We start from the raw sequence: 19,714 nt of genomic DNA, 5'->3' as shown, positions 1-19,714 counted from the left end.
CGTGGCGGTTTCCGTCGCGATGACCGCGGTGACCGTCCCTCCGGTGGCGGCGGCTTCCGCCGTGACGACCGCGGTGGCGACCGCCCGAGCTACCCGCGTCGCGACGACGACCGTGGCGGCCGTCCCAGCTTCGGCGGCGACCGCGGCGGCGACCGTGGCGGCTTCCGCGGCCGTGACGACCGTGGTGGTGACCGTCCCTCCTTCCGCCGCGACGACCGCGGTGACCGTCCTTCCGGTGGCGGCGGCGGTTTCCGCCGTGACGACCGTGGCGGCGACCGTCCCAGCTACCCGCGCCGTGACGACGACCGTGGCGGCCGTCCCAGCTTCGGTGGCGACCGTGACCGCGGTGGCGACCGTGGCGGTTTCCGTCGCGATGACCGCGGTGACCGTCCCTCCGGTGGCGGCGGCTTCCGCCGTGACGACCGCGGTGGCGACCGCCCGAGCTACCCCCGTCGCGACGACGACCGTGGCGGCCGTCCCAGCTTCGGTGGCGACCGCGGCGGCGACCGCGGTGGTTTCCGCGGCCGTGACGACCGCGGTGGCGACCGTCCTCCCTTCCGCCGTGACGACCGCGGCGACCGTCCGAGCTACCCCCGTCGTGATGACGACCGGGGCGGCGACCGCGGTGGTTTCCGCGGCCGCGATGACCGCGGTGGCGACCGTGGCGGCTTCCGCCGTGACGACCGGGGCGGCGACCGCCCCAGCTACCCGCGCCGTGACGACCGTGGTGAGCGGGGCGACCGTCCCAGCTACCCGCGCCGTGACGACGACCGCGGCGGTTTCCGTCGTGACGACCGCCGTGACGACCGCGGTGGCGACCGGGGCGGCTTCCGTGGCGGCGACCGTCCGAGCTACCCGCGCCGGGATGACGACCGGGGCGGCGACCGCGGTGGTTTCCGCGGCCGTGACGACCGCGGCGGCGACCGCGGCGGGTACCGCGGGCGGGACGACCGGGGCGGCGACCGCGGTGGGTACCGTGGCCGTGACGACCGCGGTGGCGACCGTGGCGGGTACCGCGGGCGTGACGAGCGGGACCGCGACTACCGCGACCGCAGCGACCGCGAGCCGGTCAAGCGCCTGCCCATCGACGACGACGTCACCGGTGACGAGATCGACCCCGATGTGCGCCAGGAGCTGCTGAGCCTGCCCAAGGGCCTGGCCGAGGAGGTCTCCCGGAACCTGGTCATGGTCGCCCGGCTGATCGACGAGGAGCCCGAGCAGGCGTACGCGTACTCGCGCATCGCCCTGCGGCTGGCCTCCCGCGTCGCCGCCGTCCGCGAGGCCGCCGGCTTCGCCGCGTACGCGACGCAGAAGTACAGCGAGGCGCTGGCCGAGTTCCGGGCCGCCCGCCGGATGACCGGCTCGGTGGAGCTGTGGCCCGTCATGGCGGACTGCGAGCGCGGCCTGGGCCGTCCCGAGCGCGCGCTGGCCATGGCCGGCGAGCCCGAGGTGCAGAAGCTGGACAAGGCCGGCCAGGTCGAGATGCGGCTGGTCGCCGCCGGTGCCCGGCGCGACCTCGGTCAGCTCGACGCGGCCATCGTGACCCTGCAGAGCCCGGAGCTGGCCTCCAGCTCCGTCCAGCCGTGGACGGCCCGCCTGCGGTACGCCTACGCCGACGCCCTGCTGGCCGCCGAGCGCGAGGACGAGGCGCGCGAGTGGTTCGCCAAGGCGCTCGAGGCCGACAAGGACGGCGCCACCGACGCCTCCGACCGGCTCGCCGAGATGGACGGGGTCGAGTTCGTCGACGCCATCGACGAGGACGAGGAGGAGGACGGCGACTACGACGCCGCCCGTGCCGAGTCCGACGACGAGGACGAGGACGACGAGCAGGACGACGACCCGGAGGTCCGGGCCGCCGAGCGGGCCTCCGACCGTACCGAGTACTACGACGAGGACGACGAGGAGTACGAGCCGCTGGAGCGGTCCGCGGCCGACGCCGACGTCGACCTGACCGACGAGGACGACCTGCCGGAGGCCCCCGCGGCCGCCGACCGGGACGGCGACAAGGGCTGACCGGGGCCTGACCGGCCGGGGCGGCGAGCCCCGGCCGGCGGGCACGACGAAAAGGGCGGTACCCCCGTACGGGGGTACCGCCCTTTTCCGTTTTCCGGCTCAGGCCAGGCTGCGCAGGACCAGTCCGGTGGCCGGCTTGGGGCCGAAGGAGGTGGACTTGCGGGGCATGGTCACGCCCTGCCGGGCCAGCTCGCGTACGACCTCCTCGCGGACCGGGTGCAGCAGGACGGCCGTGCCGCCGTGCCGCTCGGCCATCTCGACGGTGGCCGCGGTGTCGTGGATGTACGCGATCTGCTCCGGGGTGTCCGGGACGTTCCAGAGGTGGTCCAGCAGGGTGGCGTGCAGGACGGTGGCGTCCAGGCGCCGCCAGGCCTCGGGGCGGTCGCGCCGGACGGTGCGCTCGATCAGCTCCGGGTCGGGGTCGGTGACCAGGTGGAAGCGGCCGTCGCCGGTCAGCAGGAAGGCGTTGCCGCCGACGGCGGCGGTGCCGAGCTCGGCCATGGCGGCGGGCAGCGGTCCCTCGACCTCGCGGATCCGGAAGTGGCCGTCGAGCGCGGCCAGCGCGTCCGCGACCGGGAGCCGGCGGAGCATCCGGTGGATGGCGCGGACCTGGAGCGGGTACGTGTGGGTGTCCACCAGCAGCACCAGGCCGTAGTCCCAGGCGCCGGGCCCGCTGTGCTCGGACTGCAGGCGCAGATAGGTGGCCCAGCGGTGGTGGCCGTCCGCGATCAGGGCTTGTCGGTGCGTCAGATCGGCCGTGACGGTGGCCAGTTCGGCCGGGTCCGTGATGGCCCACAGGCGGTGCCGGAAGCCGTCCTCGGTGGTGGTGGCGAGCAGCGGGGGCCGCTGGGCGGTGGCCTCGATGACCGCGGCGGCGCCGGTGTGGCCGCCCTCGCCGAGGTAGGTGAGCAGCAGCGGTTCGAGGTTGGCGGAGGTGGCGCGCATCAGGCCGGCCCGGTCGGTGACGACGTGGGGCATGACGTCCTCGTGGGGGAGGACCACACCCTCGTCGGCGGAGGACAGGGCCAGGGCGCCGATCAGTCCGCGCTGGAGGAGGCCTTCACCGCGCTGCTCGTACATGTACAGGGCCGGCACCGGGTCGGCGCTGAGCACGCCCTCGGCCAGCCAGTCGTGCAGGGTGCGGGCGGCCTGGTCGTTGCGGGCGTCCGGGGTCTCGGCCTGCGGGAGGATCAGCCGGACGATGTTGTGCGGGTCGGCGGACTCGAGGTGGTTGAGTCCGTCGGGGCGTACCACCACGTCGTACGGCGGCGAGGTGACGGCGGCGAGGCTGCCGACGCGCTCGGGGACATAGCGCAGGCCGTGGAAGGGGATCAGGCGCAGTCCGTGCTCCGCGGTACCAGATGTGGTCATTGGTGCATGGTAAGGCGCGTCTCGCGATGCGGGATGATCGGGGCGGTATGCATTTCGGTCATGATCGTATGAGGAGCGGACGGATGACTCGGCAGGGCAGGACCAGGCCTTCCGGCAGCGGACAGAGCCTGCACACGGCGTACGACACGGCTCTGCTGGACCTCGACGGGGTGGTGTACGCGGGCGGTCTGGCGATCGCGCACGCGGTGTCCTCGCTGGCGGCGGCGCGGGCGGACGGGATGCACCTGGCGTACGTCACGAACAACGCGCTGCGCACCCCGGACGCGGTGGCGGAGCACCTGACGGAGCTGGGGATCCCGACCGCGGCCGGTGAGGTGATCACCTCCGCGCAGGCGGTGGCCCGGCTGATCGCGGACGAGGTGCCGGCCGGTTCCAAGGTGCTGGTGATCGGCGGGGAGGGGCTGCGGGTCGCGCTGCGGGAGCGGGGCCTGGTGCCGGTGGAGTCGGCGGACGAGTCCGGTCTGGCGGCCGTGGTGCAGGGGTACGGGGGCCCTGACCTGGCCTGGGGCCGGTTCGCGGAGGCTTCGTACGCGATCGCGCGCGGGGTGCCGTGGTTCGCGTCCAACACGGATCTGACGATTCCCAGTGCGCGGGGGATCGCGCCGGGCAACGGCGCCGCGGTGGAGGTGGTGCGGATCGCGACGGGCGCGGAGCCGCGGGTGGCGGGCAAGCCGCTGCCCCCGATGCACCGGGAGACGATCCTGCGGACCGGGGCCGAGCGGCCGCTGGTGGTGGGGGACCGGCTGGACACCGACATCGAGGGCGCCTTCAACGGCGGGGTGGACTCGCTGCTGGTGCTGACCGGTGTCACCGATGCGGCGCTGCTGCTGACCGCGGAGCCGAAGTACCGGCCGACGTACGTGGACGCGGACCTGCGCGGGATGCTCACCGGGCAGCCGGAGGTCGAGCCGGCGGGGGACGGTTTCCGCTGCGGGGGCTGGACCGCGACGGCCGGTGGTGCCGAGCTGGAGCTGGCCGGGGCGGAGGGTGGAGATCCGCTCGACGGGCTGCGGGCGCTGTGCGCGGCGGCCTGGACGCAGGCGGGGGAGGGCTCCTGCACGCTCGACGCGGGCAAGGCGCTGGCCCGGCTGGGGTTCTGACGGCGGCTCGGGCGGGCCGGGCGGATCGAGTGCTTCCGGTCGGGTGGGCGGCGGTCGGCCGGCCGCCCGGCCGGGCGGCGTGCGAGGGTGGCTCCGGCGAGCGGAGGATAGGCTAACCTAACTTTCGTGTTGGCTGAAAGTCCCCCTGAAACGAGTGCGTCCGTACCGGCCGCCGCGCCCCCCGAGCCGGATGCGCCCCGGGTGCGCTCGGCCGTCCGGGTGACCGGACTGGCCGTGGCGCTCGGTGCGCTCGCCCTGATCGTGGTCGCGAGCATCGCGGTGGGGTCCAAGCCGATCCCGCTGGAGCAGGTCTGGCACGGGCTGTTCCACTACTCCGGCACCCCCGACGACGTGGTGGTGCGCGACACCCGGGTGCCGCGCACCGTGCTCGGCGTCCTGGTCGGGCTGGCGCTCGGGCTGGCCGGCGCGGTGATGCAGGCGCTGACCCGCAACCCGCTCGCCGAGCCGGGCATCCTCGGCGTCAACGCCGGGGCCTCGGCCGCGGTGGTCACCGGCGTCAGCTTCCTCGGGGCCTCCTCCCTGAGCGAGTTCGTCTGGTACGCCTTCGCCGGCGCCGCCCTCGTCTCCGTCCTGGTGTACGTCCTCGGCGGCAGCCGCGGGGCCACCCCGGTCCGGCTGGCGCTGGCGGGCACCGCGGCCAGCGCGGCGCTGATGGGCTACATCAACGCGGTCGTGCTGATGGACAGCAAGGCGCTGGAGCGGCTGCGGTTCTGGACGGTCGGCTCGCTGACCTCGGCCACCGGGGACACGGTCCGGCAGGTGCTGCCCTTCATCGCGGTCGGGGCGCTGCTCGCGCTGTGCCTGGGCCGGCCGCTCAACGCGATGGCGCTGGGCGACGACACGGCCCGGGCGCTCGGTGCGCACCTCACCCGCACCCGCGTGATCGCGATGGTGGCCATCACGCTGCTGTGCGGTGCCGCGACCGCGGCCTGCGGCCCGATCGTCTTCATCGGCCTGATGATCCCGCACCTGGCCCGCCTCGTCACCGGCCCCGACATGCGGTGGATCCTCGTCTACAGCGCGGTGCTCTCCCCGGTGCTGCTGCTGGGCGCGGACGTGCTGGGCCGGGTGGTCACCCGGCCCGCGGAGCTCCAGGTGGGCATCGTGACCGCGCTGTTGGGCGGCCCCGTCTTCATCTACCTCGTACGACGCCGGAGGATGGCGCAGCTGTGAGCCTGACCAAGCGGGGCGGACGCCCCGGAGGCCGGGCGCTGCGCGCGCCCGGCGGGATCTCGCTACGGGTGGAGCCCCGCGCGCTGGCGGTCGGCGTGCTGCTGGTGCTGGCGGCGCTGGCCGCGGCGGTGGTGCTGATCGGCACCGGTGACTTCCCCATCGCCCCCGCGGACGTGGTGCGCACCCTCTTCGGGGCGGGCACGGCGGGCCAGGAGTTCATCGTCGACGACATGCGGCTGCCGCGGGTGCTGGTCGCGCTGCTGGTGGGCGCCTCGCTCGGGATGTCCGGGGCGGTCTTCCAGTCGGTGACCCGCAACCCGCTCGGCTCGCCCGACGTGCTGGGCTTCGGCTTCGGCTCGGCGGTCGGCGCCCTGGTCGTGATCGTCGTCTTCCACGGCGGGGCCCTCGCGGTGGCCGGCGGTGCGCTGGTGGGCGGGCTGCTGGCCGGCGTGCTGGTGTACCTGCTGGCCTGGCAGCAGGGCATCCAGGGCTACCGGCTGGTGCTGGTGGGCATCGGCACCTCGGCCATGATGGTGGCCGTCATCAACTACCTGCTGACCAAGGCCCAGCTGGTCGAGGCCACCCGGGCCATGGTCTGGCTGACCGGCTCGCTGGACGGCCGGGACTGGGCGCAGGTCTGGCCGCTGCTGGCCTGTTGCGCGGTGCTGTTCCCGCTGGTCCTCGGCCACGGCCGGGCGCTGCGGATGATGGAGATGGGGGACGACGCGGCGCACGCGCTGGGCGTCCGGGTGGAGCGGACCCGGCTGCTGCTGATGCTGGCCGCGGTGGTGCTGACCACGGCCGCCGGTGCCGCCGCCGGCCCCATCACCTTCGTGGCGCTGGCCGCGCCCCAGCTGGTGCGCCGGCTGACCCGGTCGCCGGGGGCGAACCTGCTCGGCTCGGCCCTGATGGGCGCGGTGCTGCTGATCGCCTCGGACTGGGCCTCGCAGCGGGCCTTCGGCAGCGGGTCGCTGCCGGTGGGCGTGGTGACCGGCCTGGTCGGCGGCGTCTACCTGCTGTGGCTGCTGGCCACCGAGCGCAAGGCCGGCCGGATATGAAGCCGGCGGCGACGCCGGACGGGACGCCGGAGGTGCATCCGGCGCTGAGCAAGACTTCGAGGAGTACCCCAGTGCAGCGGCTGACCGCGCAGAACGTCACCCTCGGCTACGACCAGCGGGTCATCGCCGAGAACCTGTCGGTGGAGATCCCCGACCGGTCCTTCACCGTGATCGTCGGCCCCAACGCCTGCGGCAAGTCGACGCTGCTGCGCGCGCTGTCGCGGATGCTGAAGCCGACGGCCGGACGGGTGCTGCTGGACGGCGAGGCGATCGGCTCGCTGCCGGCCAAGCAGGTGGCCAGGACCCTGGGGCTGCTGCCGCAGTCCTCGATCGCCCCGGACGGCATCACCGTGGCCGACCTGGTGGCCCGCGGCCGGTACCCGCACCAGGGCCTGCTGCGGCAGTGGTCCCGCGAGGACGAGCGGATCGTCCGGGAGTCGATGGCCTCGACCGGGGTGGCCGAGCTGGCCGACCGGCCGGTGGACGAGCTCTCCGGCGGGCAGCGCCAGCGGGTGTGGATCGCGATGGCGCTGGCCCAGCAGACGCCGCTGCTGCTGCTGGACGAGCCGACGACGTACCTCGACATCCAGCACCAGATCGACGTCCTGGACCTGTGTGCCGAGCTGCACGAGACGCAGGGGCGGACGCTGGTGGCGGTGCTGCACGACCTGAACCACGCGGCCCGGTACGCGACGCACCTGATCGCGATGCGGGACGGTGCGGTGGTGGCGGAGGGGCCGCCGGGCGAGGTGGTGACGGCGGAACTGGTGGAGCGGGTCTTCGGGCTGCGCTGCCAGGTCATCCCCGACCCGGAGACGGGCACACCGCTGGTCATCCCCGCCGCGCGGGCCGCCCGGGCCGCTGCGCGGGGCTGATCCCCGGGCGGGCCGGGGTCAGAGCAGCGAGCGCAGGCGGAGGAGGTCGCGGAAGCCGGCTTCCAGGCGGACCCGGCCGGCGGCCCAGGCCTTGGCGAAGTTCAGGTCGCCGGCGACCATCGCGAGGAGGTCGTCGGCGGTCATCGACAGGCGGATCTCCGCCTTCTCGCGCGGGGGGCCGGGGGCGGTGCCCCGGACCTCGATGCGGCCCTCGCGGAGCCGGCCCGTGAAGGTGGTGTCGAGGTCGGTGATGTGACAGCTGAGGGACCGGTCCAGCGCGGCGGCGCCGCGCACGTCCTTGTCGGCCCGCGCCAGGTTGTCGGAGAGCTGGTCGAGTGCCGCGCGGCACTCCTCGATCGTCGCCATGGTCCGACGAAGGTACCGCAGGCCGGTGACGGCCCTCCGGTCACCGTACGGTCCGCCCGGGCGTGCACCGGCTCGAGGCCGCTTCGAGGTAGCGTCGGGGTATGACCGAGCCCCCTCCGGAAGCGGTGTCCGAACCCGCCGCGCCCGCCGTACCCGCGCCGCCGGCCGCCCCGGCCCCGCAGGTGCAGGCACAGGCCCCGGCGGAGCCTGCCGCGCCCGCGCCGCTCGGCGTCGGGCGCACCCCCACCGGCCACCCGGACACGGACGCGGTACTGGCCGTCCTGGCCGATGCCGACCACCTCCCGGCCGACGCCCACCTCGCCGTGTACGAGGATGTGCACAGGGGCCTGCGCGATGCGCTGACCGCGCTGGACGCGCGCCCCGAGCCCGGACCGTACGAAAACAGGAGCTGAACCGAACGTGGCAGGAGTGGCACGCCGCCGCCTGGACGCCGAACTGGTACGCCGCAAGCTGGCCCGCTCGCGCGAGCACGCGGCCCAGCTGATCGCCGCGGGACGGGTCACCGTCGGCGGCGCCACCGCGACCAAGGCCGCCACCCAGGTCGAGACCAGCGCGGCCCTGGTCGTCCTCGCCGACGACGACGACCCCGACTACGTCTCCCGGGGCGGCCACAAGCTCGCCGGGGCGCTGGCGGCCTTCGTACCGCAGGGCCTGAAGGTCGAGGGCCGGCGCGCCCTGGACGCGGGCGCCTCCACCGGCGGCTTCACCGACGTCCTGCTGCGCTCCGGCGTCGGGCACGTGGTCGCCGTGGACGTCGGCTACGGGCAGCTCGCCTGGTCGCTGCAGAGCGACGAGCGGGTCACGGTCAAGGACCGGACCAACGTCCGCGAACTGACCCTGGAACAGATCGACGACATCCCGGCCGACCTGGTCGTCGGGGACCTGTCCTTCATCTCCATCGGCCTGGTGCTGCCGGCGCTGGTGCGCTGCACGGCGCCCGACGCCGACCTGGTGCTGATGGTCAAGCCGCAGTTCGAGGTCGGCAAGGACCGGCTGGGCAGCGGCGGGGTGGTGCGCAGTCCCGAGCTGCGCGCCGAGGCGGTGCGCGAGGTCGCCCGGCAGGCCGGGGCGCTGGGCCTGGGCGTCCTGGGCGTGACCGCGAGCCCGCTGCCCGGACCGTCGGGTAATGTCGAGTACTTCCTTTGGCTCCGGGCGGGGGCACCGGCACTCGACCCGGCGGATGTTGACCGTGCAGTGGCGGAGGGGCCGCGGTGACCAATCCTGTGGGACGGACCGTTTTCATGCTCGCGCACACCGGCCGGCCGGCCGCGTTGCGCAGCGCCGAACTGGTGGTACAGGGCCTGCTGCGCAGCGGGCTGGGGGTACGGGTCTTCGCCCACGAGGCGGTGGGGATGCCCCTGCCGCCCGAGGTCGAGCTGGTCAAGGAGCACGCGCCCGACGTGCTCGACGGCTGTGAGCTGCTGATCGTCCTGGGCGGCGACGGCACGCTGCTGCGCGGGGCCGAGCTGGCCCGCGGTTCCGGGGTGCCGATGCTGGGCGTCAATCTGGGCCGGGTCGGCTTCCTCGCCGAGGCCGAGCGCGACGACCTCGACAAGGTCGTCGACCGGGTGGTCACCCAGGAGTACGAGGTCGAGGAGCGGATGACCCTCGACGTGTCGGTCCGCACCAACGGCGACGTGGTGCACACGGACTGGGCGCTGAACGAAGCCGCGGTCCAGAAGGTCTCCCCCGAACGCATCCTCGAAGTGGTCATCGAGGTCGACGGCCGGCCGGTCTCCGGCTTCGGCTGCGACGGTGTGGTCTGCGCCACCCCGACCGGGTCGACCGCGTACGCCTTCTCGGCCGGCGGGCCGGTGGTCTGGCCCGAGGTCGAGGCCCTGCTGATGGTGCCGATCAGCGCCCACGCGCTGTTCGCGAAGCCGCTGGTCACCTCGCCGGCCTCGGTGCTGGCCGTCGAGGTGCAGAACGGCACCCCGCACGGCGTGCTGTGGTGCGACGGGCGGCGCACCCTGGAGCTGCCCGCCGGGGCGCGGGTGGAGGTGCGCCGCGGTGCCGTGCCGGTCCGGCTGGCCCGGCTGCACCACGCCTCCTTCACCGACCGGCTGGTCGCCAAGTTCGCCCTGCCAGTCTCCGGCTGGCGGGGCGCCCCGCACTGACGCGCGGACCGGCCGCCCGTTCGGGGCGGCCGGGAGCGGTGGCGGCCCCGAGGTGAACCGCGCCCCCCGAGAACTCGGTATGGTCAGGTCCGTGCTGGAAGAGATGCGGATACGGGCCCTCGGGGTCATCGACGACGCGGTGGTCGAGCTCTCGCCCGGATTCACCGCGGTGACCGGCGAGACCGGCGCGGGCAAGACGATGGTCGTGACGAGTCTCGGGCTGCTGCTGGGCGGGCGGGCCGACCCCGCCCTCGTACGCGTCGGGGCCAAGGCCGCGGTCGTCGAGGGCCGGATCACCATGGCGCCGGACGCGGCCGCCGCCGTGCGCGCCGAGGAGGCGGGCGCCGAGCTGGACGACGGCGCGCTGCTGATCAGCCGTACCGTTTCGGCCGAGGGGCGCTCCCGGGCGCACCTGGGCGGCCGGTCCGTGCCCGTGGGGCTGCTCGGCGAGCTGGCCGAGGACCTGGTCGCGGTACACGGCCAGACCGACCAGCAGGGCCTGCTGCGGCCGGCGCGGCAGCGGCAGGCGCTGGACCGGTACGCCGGTGACGCGGTCGCCGTCCCCCTGGAGAAGTACGCGGCGGCCTACCGGCGGCTGCGCGCGGTGGCCGGCGAGCTGGCGGAGCTGACCACCCGGGCCCGGGAGCGGGCCCAGGAGGCGGACCTGCTGCGCTTCGGCCTGGACGAGGTCGCCGCGGCCGAGCCGGTGCCCGGCGAGGACGCCGACCTGGCCGCCGAGGCCGAACGCCTGGGCCACGCCGAGTCCCTGGCCTCGGCCGCGGCCCTGGCGCACGCCGCGCTGGCCGGCAACCCCGAGGACCCCGAGGGGGTCGACGCCAACACCCTGGTCGCCGGTGCGCACCGCGCGCTGGAGGCCGTCCGGTCGCACGACCCGGCGCTGGCGGCGCTCGCCGAGCGGATCGGGGAGGTCGGCATCCTGCTGGCCGACGTGGCCGGGGAGCTCGCCGGGTACGCCGACGACCTCGACGCCGACCCGCTGCGGCTGGCGGCCGTGGAGGAGCGGCGGGCGCAGCTGACCGGTCTGGTCCGCAAGTACGGGACGCCCGGCGACGGCATCGATGCGGTGCTGGCCTGGGCCGAGGAGGGCGCCGGGCGGCTGGCCGAGCTGGACGGCGACGACGACCGGATCGGCGAGCTGACCGCGGAGCGCGACGGGCTGCGGGCCGAACTCTCCGGGCTCGCGCAGGCCCTGACGGACGCCCGGACCGAGGCCGCGCAGCGGTTCGCGGCCGCGGTGACCGAGGAGCTGGCCTCGCTGGCCATGCCGCACGCCCGGGTGAGCATCGACATCCGGCAGACCGAGGAGCCGGCCGGCGAGAGCGTGGAGGTCAGCGGCCGGGCGGTGGCCTACGGACCCTCGGGCGCGGACGAGGTGGAGCTGCTGCTCGCCCCGCACCCCGGTGCGCAGCCGAGGCCGATCGCCAAGGGCGCCTCGGGCGGTGAGCTCTCCCGGGTGATGCTGGCCGTGGAGGTGGTCTTCGCCGGGTCCGATCCGGTGCCCACGTACCTCTTCGACGAGGTCGACGCCGGGGTCGGCGGCAAGGCGGCGGTGGAGGTCGGCCGGCGGCTGGCCAAGCTGGCCAAGTCGGCGCAGGTCGTGGTGGTCACGCACCTGCCGCAGGTGGCGGCCTTCGCGGACCGGCAGCTGCTGGTGGAGAAGACCAATGACGGCTCGGTGACGCGCAGCGGCGTGACCGTCCTGGAGGGCGAGGACCGGGTGCGGGAGCTGTCCCGGATGCTGGCCGGCCAGGAGGACTCGGAAACGGCTCGGGCGCACGCCGAGGAACTGCTGGCGGCCGCTCGCGCGGACGGCTGAGACGGGCCGGGTCCCGGTGGGATCCCGGCCGGTCGGTCGCCCATGTGGGTGATCCCGGCGGGATGGTGACGTTTCCTCACACGGGATCCCCACACGGAAGGTGCGCCAAGTCCGGCACGGACTGGCATTCTGGGCGGCGGTGCGCGGGTACGCGCGCCGCCGCCCCCTTTTCGTACAGGAGCTCCGGCACGTGAGCAGTACCCCGCCTCCGGCCCCGGCCTTCGGGCGCACCCCGATGAGCACCGTCCAGGTCCTGGGCGGCGGCAGCGCCGGGAGCAGTGCGCACGTGCGTTCGCTGACCACCGGGCTGGCGGCGCGGGGCGTCGCGGTGACGGTCTGCGCGCCCGTCGAGACCGAGGGGGAGTACGACTTCACGGGCGCGGGCGCGCGGGTGGCCCCGGCCGTGGTCAGTGCGCTGCGCGCGGTCTGCGCCGGGGCGGACGTGGTGCACGCGCACGGCCTGCACGCCGGGGTCCGGGCGGCCCTGGCGCTGCGCGGGCAGCGGGTGCCGCTGGTGGTGACCTGGCACGCCGGGCCCGCCGCGGAGGGCCCGCTGGGGCAGCTGACCCGGCTGCTGGAGCGGCGGGTGGCGCGGGCGGCGGCGGTGGTGCTCGGCGCCTCCTCCGACCAGGTGGACGAGGCGCGGCGGCGCGGGGCGCGGGACGCCCGGCTGGCGCCGGTGACGGTGCCGGGCGGGGTGGTGACCGGGGACCCCGGCAAGGTGCGGGCGGAACTGGGCGCGGTGGAGCGGCCGTTGGTGATCGCGGTGGGCAGTCTGGTGCCCTACCGGGGGTACCAGCTGCTGTTGGACGCGGCGCGGGAGTGGCGGGCGCTGGATCCGATGCCGCTGCTGGTGATCGCGGGGGAGGGGCCGCAACGCGAGCTGCTGGCGCGGCGGATCGAGACCGAGGCGCTGCCGGTGCGGCTGCTGGGGCGGCGGCCGGACGTGACGGAGCTGCTGGCGGCGGCGGACGTGGCGGTGCTGCCGGCGCGGTGGGAGGGGCGGTCGCTGCTGGCGCAGGAGGCGCTGCGGCTGGGGGTGCCGCTGGTGGCCACGGCGGTGGGGGGCGTGCCGGAGCTGGTGGGGGATGCGGCGGTGCTGGTGCCCTACGGAGACCCTGCGCTGCTGTCCGCCGGGGTGGTGCGGGTGCTGTCCTCCCCGGGGCTCCGGTCCCGGCTGGCCCTGGCCGGGCCCCGGCAGGCGGCGTCCTGGCCGTCGGAGGACGACACGGTCGCCCAGGTCCTGGCCGTCTACGACGAACTCCGCGAACGCCCCCGCTAGGCCGTCCCCCGGCCTCTACAGGTGGCGGCGGGCGCGGAGGGCCAGGCTCAGGGAGAGGACGGTCTCGGGGTCGTCCAGGTCCGTGCCGAGGAGCTCGGAGATGCGGGCCAGGCGGTTGTAGAGGGTCTGGCGGTTGAGGTGCAGCTCGCGGGCGGTCTCCGCCTTGCGCCCGGCGTGCGCCAGGTACGTCTCCAGCGTCGGCAGCAGCGGCGGCTTGGAAGCGGCGTCGTGCAGCCGCAGAGGGCCGATCGCCCGGTCCACGAAGGCCGCCAGGTCGGGGTGTTCCCGCAGCCGCCACAGCAGCAGGTCGATGTCCAGGCGGCGGGCGTCGTACCAGGGCAGGGACGGCAGCCCCTGCGCCGCGGTGGCGGTCTCCGCGGCGTGCCGCAGCCCGGAGGAGGCCGCGGCCCAGCCGCCCGCGACGCCGACCACGACCACCGGCGGCGCGCCGGCCCGGTCCAGTCCGGCCCGGTCCACCCCGGCCCGCAGCGCCGCCGCGACCCGGTCGGCCACCGCGGTCCGCTCCGACTCCGAGCGCAGCGCGAGCAGCAGCGGTACCCGGCCCTCGACCGGCCGTACGCCCAGCAGGACGGGGACGCCGACCGCGGAGAGCTCTTCCAGGACCGCCCGGGCCAGGACCGCCCAGTTGCCGGACATCCCCCGGTCCGAGGCCAGCCGCATGACGACCGGCAGCAGCGGCCCGTCGCCCGGTTTGAAGCCGAGGACCCGGGCCTGGGCCGGGGCCGCCTCGGCGGAGATCCGGCCCTCGGCCAGGTCGGTGAGGAAGTCGCCCCGGCCGCGGGCGGCCAGCTCCTCCTCCTGACGGGCCTGCATCAGCACCACGGCCAGCACCCCGGCCGTCCGCTCCGCGGCCATCCGGTGGACCGGCAGCAGCGGTGCCGAGACGCCCAGCAGCACCAGGCGGGCCCGCACCGAGGCGGTGCCGGGGCCGCCGCCCGGGACGTCGATCAGCACGCCGTTGGCGGGCGGGCCCTCCTCGCGCTGCCCGCGCAGCCCCTCCCAGACCTGGAGCGGGTCGGCGCCGACCTCCTCGGCCGAGCCGCCGGCCGCGTACAGCAGCTGGCCGTCCGGGGTCTCCAGGAAGACCGGGTTGGCGGTGAAGTCGGCGAGGATCCGCAGGACCTGGGGGATCCCGCCGCCGCCCAGCAGCGCCTCGGTGCAGCGCCGGTGGACCTCCTCGGCGCGCTGGAGCAGGGCGTAGTGGCCGTTGACGATCTCGGTGTGGACCTCTTCCGTGACGGCCACGAAGGGCACCTCGCGGTGCAGCTGGACCAGCGGCAGCCCGGCCGCCCGGGCGGTCTCCACGATCGTGGCGGGGAGCCGGCTGAAGCGCGGGCCCAGTTCCACCACCAGGGCCGCGATGCCCCGCTCGGCGAGCCGGCGGACGAAGGCCCGCTGTTCGGCCGGCCGGGTGCCCAGCCCGAGGCCGGTGGTGAGCAGCAGCTCACCGCCCTTGAGCAGGGAGGCGATGTTCGGCACCTCGCCGGCGTGCACCCAGCGGACGGTCCGGCCGAGCCGGTCGGCGCCGGCCACGACCTCCGGCAGTCCGCTGCGCAGCCCCGGCAGCTCCAGTGCGCGCTGAACGGTGATGCCGCCCTGATTGTCCATATCGCGGGACGCTACCGGGCGTGGTGTTCCGAGAACATCACCTGATGGTTACAAGGCGTGTGTTGCGCCCTTCCGACCCGACAACTCGTCGCTCCAGCAAGGCGATTATCGGACCGCGTGCCGATTGTGGTCTATGTCACGTCGCGTCAGAGTGGCCGCCTCCCATCGGGCACGCAGCACTAGCGGAAGAGGACGTACATGTCCCACAGCTCCAACGGTGAGGTCCAGCGGCTCAAGGCGAACTCGGTCGGCCTGGTCGGCGTCGTCTTCATGGCCGTCGCCACCGCCGCCCCGATCACCGCCATGACCGGCAACCTGCCCATCGCCGTCGGCTTCGGCAACGGCAGCGGCGCTCCGGCCGGCTACCTCTTCGCCACCGTCGTGCTGACCGTCTTCGCGGTCGGCTACGTGGCCATGGCCAAGCGCATCACCGCCGCGGGCGCGTTCTACGGGTACATCTCGCACGGCCTCGGCCGGATCGCGGGCATGGCCTCGGGGATGCTCGCCGTGCTCGCGTACATCGTCTTCGAGGCCTCGATCGTCGGAGTCTTCTCCTACTTCGCCCAGACCACCGTCAAGAGCCAGCTCGGCGTCGACGTGCCGTGGATCCTGTACGCCGCCGCGATGCTCGCGGTCACGGCGGCCCTCGCCCACTTCGACATCAACCTGACCGCCAAGGCCCTCGGCGTGATGCTGGTCGCCGAGATCGCGGTGCTCTTCGCCGTGGCCACCGCCGTCCTGATCGCCGGCGGCGGCCCCGACGGCATCCCCTTCGAACCGGTCGACCCCAAGAACGCCTTCACCGGCACCTCCGCCGGGCTCGGCCTGTTCTTCGCCTTCTGGTCGTGGGTCGGTTTCGAGTCCACCGCGATGTACGGCGAGGAATCCCGCAATCCGAAGAAGGTCATCCCCAAGGCGACCCTGATCTCGGTGGTCGGCGTCGGCCTCTTCTACATCTACGTCTCCTGGATGACCATCGCCGGCAACGGCATCACGCAGTCCGTGAAGCTGTCCGCCTCCGCCGCCCCCCTCGACCTGTTCTTCGCGCCCACCCGGCACTTCATCGGGGCCTGGGCCGTCGACGCCTTCCAGTGGCTGCTGCTCACCGGCTCCTTCGCCTGCGGCATGGCCTTCCACCAGTGCGCGGCCCGCTACCTCTACGCCATCGGCCGCGAGGGCTTCCTGCACCCCGCGCTGGGCCGCACGCACCCCCGGCACGGCTCGCCGTACCTCGCCTCCATGGTGCAGACCGGCATCGCAGTCGGCCTGGTCGCGCTCTTCTGGCTCACCGGCCAGGACCCGTACCTGCACCTGTACACGCTGCTGGCGATCCTCGGCACGATGGCCATCCTGATCGTCCAGACCCTTTGCTCCTTCGCCGTCATCGGCTACTTCCGCAAGAACCACCCCGAGGACCGGCACTGGTTCAAGACCCTCGTCGCCCCCGTCCTCGGCGGGATCGGCATGACCGCCGTGGTCGTGCTGCTCGTCCTCAACATGGAGACCGCCGCCGGCGCCGCCGCCGACTCGTTCTTCTTCAAGCTGATCCCGTGGATCGTCGGCGGGGTCTTCCTCGGCGGCCTGGCCCTCGGCCTCTCCCTGAAGTACCGGGCCCCCGAACGCTACGAGATCATCGGCCGGATCGTCCTCGAGGACGCCGCGGAGCGCACCGAGGACGCGCCCGTACCGGCCGCCGGCACCGACCCCGCCCCGTCCGCCGCGAACGTCTAGGAGCCGCCGCCATGGCCCGTACGCCCCTGATGCACGCCCTGCGACGACTGGCCGCCGAGCACGCGGCCGCCCGCCGGCTGAGGATCCCCGTCGCCGAGGTCCGGGGCCTGTCCCGGCGCGCCCTGCTGGAGCGGGCCGCCGCCCTCGGCCTGGGCACCGCGCTCGCCGCCGGGGCGGCCGCCCCGGCCCGCGCCCGGACCGCCGCCCCCGACGGGCACAAGCCCACCGGCACTCCCCGGGTCGCCGTGGTCGGCGCCGGCATCTCGGGCCTGACCGCCGCCCTCACCCTGCAGGACGCGGGGATCGCCGCCACCGTCTACGAGGCGAACCCGGGCCGGGTCGGCGGCCGCATGTGGACCCAGCGCGCCCACTGGGCGTACGGGCAGACCTCCGAGATCGGCGGTGAGCTGATCGACACCAGCCACAAGAAGATCCTGGAGCTCTGCCGCCGCTTCGGCCTGCCGACCGAGGACTTCCTGGGCGGTGGCCCCAACGGCGCCGAGGAAGTGCTCTGGTTCAACGGCGGTTACTACGCACGCGACCAGGCCGACGTCGACTTCAACGCCGTCTTCCAGGCTCTGCACCGCGACCTCCAGGAGGCCGGCGAGGTGGCCTGGAACTCCACCACACCCGCCGGTACGGCCCTGGACGGCATGTCGCTGTACGACTGGATCGAGTCCCGGGTGCCCGGCGGGCACACCTCCCGGCTCGGCCGCTTCCTCGACGTGGCGTACAACGTCGAGTACGGCGCCGACACCACCGACCAGTCGGCCCTCGCCCTGGTGTTGCTGATGGGCTACCAGCCCAACCCCGGCAACTTCAACGTCTGGGGCCTGAGCAACGAGCGCTACCACATCGTCGGCGGCAACGACCGGCTGCCGAACGCCATCGCCGCGGCCCTGCCCGCCGGTTCGATCGTGATGGGCCGCTCGCTGGTCGCCGTGCGCGCCAACGCGGACGGCACCCAGACGCTGACCTTCGACGACTCCGGGGCGACCCGGACGGTCACCGCCGACCACACCGTCCTGTGCCTGCCGCTGCCGGTCCTCCAGCAGATCGACACCTCGGCGGCCGGCTTCGACCCGCTGATGAAGAACCTGCTGCGGGACGCCCGGATGGGTTACTGCACCAAGCTGAACATGCAGTTCACGAGCAGGCCCTGGCGCGGCACCGGGCCGTGGCCGGGGGTCTCGGCCGGTGACTGCTTCACCGACCTCGACGTCCAGCAGACCTGGGACACGACAAAGGTCCAGCCCGGCACCGGCGGCATCCTCCTCCAGTACGGCGGCGGCAGCCTGGCCAAGTCGCTGACCCCCGGCAGCCCCTTCGCCACCGAGGCCGACCCGTACGTACGGTCCCTCGCCGGCCGGATGCTCACCGGCATCGACGCCTTCTTCCCGGGCACCAGGGCCGTCTGGACCGGCAGGGCCCAACTGTCCGCCTGGCACCGCAACCCGTACTCGCTCGGCGCCTACTCGTACTGGCCGGTGGGCTACCTGCACCGGTACGCGAAGTACGAGGGCACGGCGCAGGGCAACGTCCACATCGGCGGCGAGCACTGCTCGTACGACTTCCAGGGCTTCATGGAAGGCGGCGCCACCGAGGGCGAGCGGGCGGCGCGGGAGGTGATCGCCGCCCTGCTCTGAGCCGGTCAGGCGGGCCGGATGTTGTGGTTGAAGCGGAAGACGTTGTCCGGGTCGTACTCCCGCTTGACCGCGCCCAGGCGCGCCATGTTCTCGGCTCCCAGGCCCGCGGTGACCCGGTCGCCGCCCTCGTCCCCGGTGAAGTTCAGGTACACCGCGCCGGTGCTCCAGGGCCCCACGTCCGCGCGGACGTCCTTGACCCAGCGGATGCAGCGTTCGTCATCGGCCGGGTCCTCCCAGATGCCGAAGGGGTGGACGGCCCAGGGCGCGTCCCGGAAGGCGACCGGCCACTGCTCCGGGGCCCGGGCGATCGCGCCGCCCTGCGGGAAGAGCACGTGCTGGGTGCCGGTGGGCACCGGCATGGTCGAGGCGCGGGCGCAGAAGACGTCGATCAACTCGTCCGGCGCCCCGGTCAGGTACTCGGCCGACCAGTAGTTCCGCAGGTCCGGGGGGTCGTCGAACATGCACTGGAAGTCGGCGTACGGGATGGCCGTGACGATCTCCACCACGTGCGGCAGGGCCAGCAGCGGCTGCGCCAGCTTGCGGACCTCCTCCTCCGGTCCGGCGTAGCAGATCAGCGCGCCGGCCAGCAGGGTGCCGACCAGTTCCGGGGGGACGAACTCCTCGGGCGGGCCGGTCATGTAGATCACCCCGCCGGAGGCCTCGTCGGGGGCGTTCTCGAGGATGTCGCGGTAGGTGCGGGCCAGTTCGGGCCCGTGCTCGGGCAGCGCCAGCACCATCGCGATGGCGTACCCGGGCAGTTCGTGCAGCCGCAGGGTCAGCGCGGTGGCGATGCCGAAGTTGCCGCCGCCGCCGTGCAGGGCCCAGAAGAGCTCCGGGTTCTCCTCGGCGCTCGCCTCGACGAGGCGGCCGTCGGCGGTGACCAGTTCCACGCCGAGCAGGTTGTCCACCGCCAGGCCGAACTTCCGGTCGAGCCAGCCGGTGCCGCCGCCCAGCACGTACCCGCCCACCCCGGTGGTGGAGGCCCGGCCGCCGGTGGTCGCCAGGCCGTGCGGTGCGGTGGCCCGGTCCAGGTGGCTCATGGTGGCGCCGCCCTCGATCCGCACCGCCCCGGCCGCGGGGTGGACGGTGGTCTCGTGCATCCGGCGCAGGTCGATCACGAGGCCGGCGTCGTTGAGGGCCGTGCCCGCCACGGCGTGCCCCCCGCCGCGGACCGCGATCGGCAGGTCCAGGTCCCGGGCGAACCGGACCGAGCGGACCACGTCGGCGGCGTTCTCGCACTGGGCGATCACCGCCGGGCGTTTGTCGATCATCGAGTTGAACAGGACCCGGGCCGCGTCGTACCCCGCGTCGTCCGGGGCCAGGACCGTACCGGCCAGATCCTCGCGGAGCTCGACGAGTGCCGTGCCCGCCTTCGATTGGGGAGCCATGACAGCCCCCTTCCGATCAAGGGGACCAAGGGACGCTTCCAGCCTAGGCGCGCCGCCCGGCACCG

General features: G+C 74.4%; 16 protein-coding genes and 1 pseudogene. 13 read left to right on the top strand and 4 right to left on the bottom strand.

What is annotated here, in order from left to right:
* Positions 1–780 (top strand): annotated as a pseudogene (locus AB0O40_RS28150) (hypothetical protein); the annotation flags it as partial.
* 342 nt (positions 781–1,122) lie between these two features.
* Positions 1,123–2,013, top strand: coding sequence for a hypothetical protein (locus AB0O40_RS28145; protein ID WP_365047523.1), 891 nt, complete (start codon positions 1,123–1,125; stop codon positions 2,011–2,013).
* A 99-nt stretch (positions 2,014–2,112) separates the two neighbouring features.
* On the opposite strand, the gene AB0O40_RS28140 is transcribed toward AB0O40_RS28145, so the two are convergent.
* Positions 2,113–3,384: a DUF1015 domain-containing protein gene (locus AB0O40_RS28140; RefSeq protein WP_365047511.1), complete on the bottom strand. Its 1,272-nt coding sequence runs from the start codon at positions 3,382–3,384 to the stop codon at positions 2,113–2,115.
* An 83-nt stretch (positions 3,385–3,467) separates the two neighbouring features.
* Here AB0O40_RS28140 and AB0O40_RS28135 point away from each other — a divergent pair, with 83 nt between their 5' ends.
* From AB0O40_RS28135 to AB0O40_RS28120, 4 genes are all read left to right on the top strand, one after another.
* A complete protein-coding gene (locus tag AB0O40_RS28135) occupies positions 3,468–4,505 on the top strand; it encodes an HAD hydrolase-like protein (protein ID WP_365047508.1) in 1,038 nt (345 codons plus the stop codon).
* Positions 4,506–4,631: 126 nt separating this feature from the next.
* On the top strand, positions 4,632–5,699 hold the full coding sequence (locus tag AB0O40_RS28130; protein ID WP_365047505.1) for an iron chelate uptake ABC transporter family permease subunit: 1,068 nt from the start codon (positions 4,632–4,634) through the stop codon (positions 5,697–5,699).
* The gene (locus tag AB0O40_RS28125) at positions 5,696–6,757 is read left to right on the top strand and encodes an iron chelate uptake ABC transporter family permease subunit (protein ID WP_365047503.1); all 1,062 of its coding nucleotides are present in this window, start codon (positions 5,696–5,698) and stop codon (positions 6,755–6,757) included. The genes AB0O40_RS28130 and AB0O40_RS28125 overlap by 4 nt, the downstream gene beginning before the upstream one ends.
* A 71-nt stretch (positions 6,758–6,828) precedes the next feature.
* Complete coding sequence (locus AB0O40_RS28120) at positions 6,829–7,632, top strand: ABC transporter ATP-binding protein (RefSeq protein ID WP_365047501.1); 804 nt, start codon at positions 6,829–6,831, stop codon at positions 7,630–7,632.
* A gap of 18 nt (positions 7,633–7,650) precedes the next feature.
* Here the strand turns inward: AB0O40_RS28120 and AB0O40_RS28115 are convergent, their stop codons facing one another.
* Positions 7,651–7,998 carry an SCP2 sterol-binding domain-containing protein gene (locus tag AB0O40_RS28115; protein WP_365047498.1) on the bottom strand — a complete coding sequence of 116 codons (348 nt, stop codon included), beginning with the start codon at positions 7,996–7,998 and terminating at the stop codon, positions 7,651–7,653.
* A 101-nt stretch (positions 7,999–8,099) separates the two neighbouring features.
* Here AB0O40_RS28115 and AB0O40_RS28110 point away from each other — a divergent pair, with 101 nt between their 5' ends.
* The 5 genes from AB0O40_RS28110 (at position 8,100) to AB0O40_RS28090 (ending at position 13,255) form a co-directional block, all read left to right on the top strand.
* Complete coding sequence (locus tag AB0O40_RS28110; RefSeq protein WP_365047495.1) at positions 8,100–8,411, top strand: hypothetical protein; 312 nt, start codon at positions 8,100–8,102, stop codon at positions 8,409–8,411.
* 7 nt (positions 8,412–8,418) lie between these two features.
* A complete protein-coding gene (locus tag AB0O40_RS28105) occupies positions 8,419–9,234 on the top strand; it encodes a TlyA family RNA methyltransferase (RefSeq protein WP_365047492.1) in 816 nt (271 codons plus the stop codon).
* Positions 9,231–10,136: an NAD kinase gene (locus AB0O40_RS28100; RefSeq protein WP_365047489.1), complete on the top strand. Its 906-nt coding sequence runs from the start codon at positions 9,231–9,233 to the stop codon at positions 10,134–10,136. Before AB0O40_RS28105 ends, AB0O40_RS28100 begins: the two co-directional genes overlap by 4 nt.
* Before the next feature lie 79 nt (positions 10,137–10,215).
* Positions 10,216–11,973, top strand: a complete 1,758-nt coding sequence (gene recN, locus AB0O40_RS28095) for a DNA repair protein RecN (protein ID WP_365047486.1) — start codon at positions 10,216–10,218, stop codon at positions 11,971–11,973.
* Between the two features lie 235 nt (positions 11,974–12,208).
* A complete protein-coding gene (locus AB0O40_RS28090) occupies positions 12,209–13,255 on the top strand; it encodes a glycosyltransferase family 4 protein (RefSeq protein ID WP_365047520.1) in 1,047 nt (348 codons plus the stop codon).
* Positions 13,256–13,270: 15 nt separating this feature from the next.
* On the opposite strand, the gene AB0O40_RS28085 is transcribed toward AB0O40_RS28090, so the two are convergent.
* Positions 13,271–14,884 carry a PucR family transcriptional regulator gene (locus tag AB0O40_RS28085; protein WP_365047484.1) on the bottom strand — a complete coding sequence of 538 codons (1,614 nt, stop codon included), beginning with the start codon at positions 14,882–14,884 and terminating at the stop codon, positions 13,271–13,273.
* Between the two features lie 198 nt (positions 14,885–15,082).
* On the opposite strand from AB0O40_RS28085, the gene AB0O40_RS28080 reads away from it, so the two are divergent.
* Both AB0O40_RS28080 and AB0O40_RS28075 read left to right on the top strand, forming a co-directional pair.
* Positions 15,083–16,615, top strand: a complete 1,533-nt coding sequence (locus tag AB0O40_RS28080) for an APC family permease (RefSeq protein WP_365047481.1) — start codon at positions 15,083–15,085, stop codon at positions 16,613–16,615.
* Positions 16,616–16,626: 11 nt separating this feature from the next.
* Positions 16,627–18,261 carry an NAD(P)/FAD-dependent oxidoreductase gene (locus AB0O40_RS28075; RefSeq protein ID WP_365047478.1) on the top strand — a complete coding sequence of 545 codons (1,635 nt, stop codon included), beginning with the start codon at positions 16,627–16,629 and terminating at the stop codon, positions 18,259–18,261.
* Positions 18,262–18,266: 5 nt separating this feature from the next.
* Here AB0O40_RS28075 and AB0O40_RS28070 read toward each other — a convergent pair whose 3' ends face one another.
* Positions 18,267–19,649, bottom strand: a complete 1,383-nt coding sequence (locus tag AB0O40_RS28070; protein WP_365047475.1) for an FAD-binding oxidoreductase — start codon at positions 19,647–19,649, stop codon at positions 18,267–18,269.
* Positions 19,650–19,714: the final 65 nt, after the last annotated feature.

The organism is Streptomyces sp. NPDC089919 (assembly GCF_040684615.1).
Classification (GTDB): Bacteria; Actinomycetota; Actinomycetes; order Streptomycetales; family Streptomycetaceae; genus Streptomyces.
The sequence above is the reverse complement of the archived record's forward strand: the minus strand, read 5'-3'. Positions and strand labels throughout refer to the sequence as shown.